This window comes from Mycobacterium sp. SP-6446 (genome assembly GCF_001954045.1).
Lineage (GTDB): Bacteria > Actinomycetota > Actinomycetes > Mycobacteriales > Mycobacteriaceae > Mycobacterium.
Genome location: NZ_MBEM01000271.1, coordinates 1 through 2,039, shown reverse-complemented (window position 1 = coordinate 2,039; position 2,039 = coordinate 1). Strand labels below are relative to the sequence as shown.

3 protein-coding genes are annotated in these 2,039 nt (G+C 65.0%); all 3 read right to left on the bottom strand.

What is annotated here, in order from left to right; all coding sequences use genetic code 11:
* A partial coding sequence (locus A5736_RS25080; protein WP_175611380.1) for an Nramp family divalent metal transporter occupies positions 1–446 on the bottom strand: 446 nt, incomplete at its 3' end.
* Positions 447–508: 62 nt separating this feature from the next.
* Positions 509–1,585, bottom strand: a complete 1,077-nt coding sequence (locus A5736_RS25075) for a diacylglycerol kinase (RefSeq protein ID WP_076249159.1) — start codon at positions 1,583–1,585, stop codon at positions 509–511.
* A gap of 10 nt (positions 1,586–1,595) precedes the next feature.
* On the bottom strand, positions 1,596–2,039 hold a 444-nt coding region (locus A5736_RS25070; RefSeq protein WP_139333544.1), incomplete at its 5' end, for an SDR family oxidoreductase.

Below are 2,039 nucleotides of genomic sequence, written 5' to 3'. Positions count from 1 at the left end.
CCGCGGCGATCCCTGATTGTCAGCAGCAGCAGCGAAATAACTCCGGTGATCACCCCGCCGAGCGGTAGCGGCAAACCGAACAGGATGCGCAAAGCTATTGCGCCACCGATTACTTCGGCCACATCGGTTGCCATTGCGACGATTTCGGCTTGCGCCCAGAAAGTGAGCCGGAGCGGACGGCTCATCTGCGTGCCGATCGCCTCGGGCAGCGAACGTCCGGTCACCAGCCCGAGTTTCGCCGACAGATACTGCACCAGCCCGGCCATCACATTGGCGGCGACGATGACCCACAGCAGGAGGTAGCCGAACTGGGTGCCGGCGCTGACGTTGGCCGCGACGTTTCCGGGATCGACGTAGGCGATGGCGGCGACGAACGCCGGCCCGAGCAAATACCAGCTCGTCTTGAGCGAGGCCTGGGTGCCTTGCGCCAACGGATCGACCCTCATTTCACTACCCGAATATAAAAGTGAGGCTAGCCGAACACTTGGCTAATTGTTAATGGTGGGCATCACCCCGGAACGTATAGGCCCCGGCCGGTGATCAGAGGCAGGTCGAGCGTCGTCACGATGCCGGGCGGCGCGGCCACCACCGCCGGGATCGCGTTGACGACCCGCATCGCGGTGGCGACCAGTCCCGCGTGGTTGTGATCGCCGTTGGGGCTGCTCAGGCAGATGTCCATTGCGTAGGACGGTTCGCCGGTGACCTCGATGCGGTAGGAACCGCCTTCCTGGGCCGGCTGCGGCCAGTCGGGGCACAAATCCTCCCGCAATCGGGTGACGTGTTCCACGACGACGACGGGCTCGCCGTTGACCATTCCGAACACCTCGAAGCGCAGCGCGGCGGCGCTGCCTTTGGGAATGTGTCCCGATGCGATGTCGAAGTCTTCGGGCGCCGGTTCGCGAACGTACTTCTGGGTGACCTCGTCGAGCGAAACGCCCAGGCCCGCAGCCAATTGCCGGATCACCGATCCCCACGCCAAGCTCAGCACGCCGGGCTGCAGCAGCATGGGGATGTCGTCCATCGGCTTGCCGAATCCCATGACGTCGAACATCACCGCGGCGCTGTCGTAGGTGGCGTAGTCGACGATCTCCATGCAGCGAATCTGCTGAATGTTCTGACAGGTCCCGGCCAATGCCAATGGCAGCAGATCGTTTGCGAAGCCCGGGTCGATCCCGTTGACGTACAGGCTCGAATTCCCTTCGCGCGCTGCGTCTTCCAAGGGTTTGATGAGATCCTCGGGAATCACCTGCCACGGGTATTGCAAAAACACCGGGCCGCTGCCGACGATGTTGATACCGGCCGCCAGGACGCGCCGGTAGTCCTCCAGCGCCTCGGGCAGCCGGTTGTCGGCCAGCGCGTTGTAGACCGCACATTGCGGCCCGGTAGCGAGCACCGCGTCCAGATCGGTGCTGGCTAACACGCCGGTCGAATCCGCAAGTCCGGCAAGCTCTGCCGCGTCCTTGCCCGCCTTGGCATCCGATGAGACCCAGACACCGGTGAGCTCGAACTCGGGGTTGGTGATCAGGGCGCGCAGCGCGTGGATGCCGACGTTGCCGGTGCCCAATTGAACGACTGGTATGGCCATCAGTGGCTCCTCACAGGTCCGGGACGGGGATGTCGAGGTTCGGGAAGGTGAGGCCGCCGTCGACCTCCAGCGTTTTGCCGGTCAGGAAGCTGCCGGCCGGTGAAGCCAAATACACTGCCGCAGCGGCAATGTCGACGGGATCGCCGAGGCGGCGCATCGGCGTCACCTTCTCCATCGGCTCGCGCAGCTCGTCGTTGGAGGCCACCACATCCAGCGCGGAGGTCAGAATCGATCCCGGCGCGATGGCGTTGACCCGGATGCGCGGGCACAGGTCCAGCGCGGCCAGCCGGGTGTAGTGCGACAGCGCCGCCTTGGCGGTGCCGTAGGCGGCGAAGCCACGTCCGGCCAGCCGGCCCATGGTCGAGGTGATGTTGATGATGCTGCCGCCCCCGGAGTGCTCGAGCATCAACGGCACCGCCGCGACCGTCAGAGCGTGCGCGGTGGCGACGTTGAA